Annotated in this window: 1 protein-coding gene and 1 pseudogene; both read left to right on the top strand. The window is 67.2% G+C overall.

Going from position 1 to position 1,213, the window contains the following annotated elements; translation table 11 throughout:
* A pseudogene (locus tag A9X03_RS12775) lies at positions 1 to 364 on the top strand (RNA degradosome polyphosphate kinase); the annotation flags it as partial.
* Positions 365 to 450: 86 nt separating this feature from the next.
* Positions 451 to 1,213: bifunctional NUDIX hydrolase/histidine phosphatase family protein (locus A9X03_RS12770; RefSeq protein ID WP_067785768.1), on the top strand; the 763-nt coding region annotated here is incomplete at its 3' end.

Here is a 1,213-nt window from a genome sequence, read left to right as displayed (position 1 = left end):
GGTGCGCGGCATCTGCGCGCTGCGCCCCGGCGCCGAAGAGTTCTCGGAGAACATTGCGGTCCGCTCGATCCTCGGTCGTTTCCTCGAGCATTCCCGCATCATGCATTTCAATCGCATCAACGAGTTCTGGATCGGCAGCGCCGACATGATGCACCGCAACCTCGACCGCCGCGTCGAGGCGTTGGTTCAGGTCAAGGATCCGAGGCTCACCTCATACCTGGACGACCTGTTCGAGTCCGCACTCGACCCCTCCACTCGATGCTGGGAGCTGGGGCCCGACGGGCAGTGGACCGCGTCGCCGCAAGAGGGCCACACCGTGCGCGATCACCAAGTGTCGTTGATGGAGCGGCACCGCAGTCCGTAACCCTCCGCGTGGTGCTTTACGGTTGTCTCCGGCCGCACCGCGACCGTGCGCGCGACCCCGCACCGAATTGACCTGCAGGAGTTGAGTTGCCGACCAAGAGCTCGCGTTCGGGAAGCCGGATCGTGTATGCCGCCGGAGCCGTGCTGTGGCGGCCGACCGATTCGACCAACCCCGGCCTCGAGATCGCGGTGATCCACCGCCCCCGCTACGACGACTGGTCGCTGCCCAAGGGCAAGGTCGACCCGGGCGAGACGGCGCCCGTCGCCGCGGTGCGGGAGGTACGCGAGGAGACGGGGCACCACTCCATCCTGGGCAGGCGGCTCGACATGGTGAGCTACCCGATCGATGCCGGGGTCAAGAAGGTCTACTACTGGGCCGCGCGCAGCACCGGCGGTGACTTCACCCCCGGCAACGAGGTCGACGAATTGGTGTGGCTACCGATTTCCGACGCGCTGAAGAAAATCAGCTACTCTCACGACCGAAAGATGCTGCGCCACTTCACCAAACATCCCGCGGACACGCACACGGTGGTGGTGGTCCGGCACGGGACGGCGGGCCGTAAATCGCGCTTCAAGGGCGACGACACCCAACGGCCGCTGGACAAACGGGGCCGCGCGCAGGCCGAGGCGCTGGTGCCGCAGCTGCTGGCCTTCGGCGCCACCGACGTCTATGCGGCCGACCGGCTGCGCTGCCACCAGACGGTGGAGCCCCTCGCGGAGGAGCTGGGTGTGCCGGTGCACAACGAGCCCACCCTCACCGAAGAGTCCTACGCCAAGAGCCCCAAACGCGGCCGGCACCGGATGCTCGCCATCGCGGAGCAGCAAGGCACACCGGTCATTTGCACCCAGG

The sequence above is a fragment of the Mycobacterium sp. E1715 genome, from assembly GCF_001667625.1.
GTDB lineage: Bacteria > Actinomycetota > Actinomycetes > Mycobacteriales > Mycobacteriaceae > Mycobacterium.
This window is presented reverse-complemented; position numbering and strand designations above follow the sequence as displayed.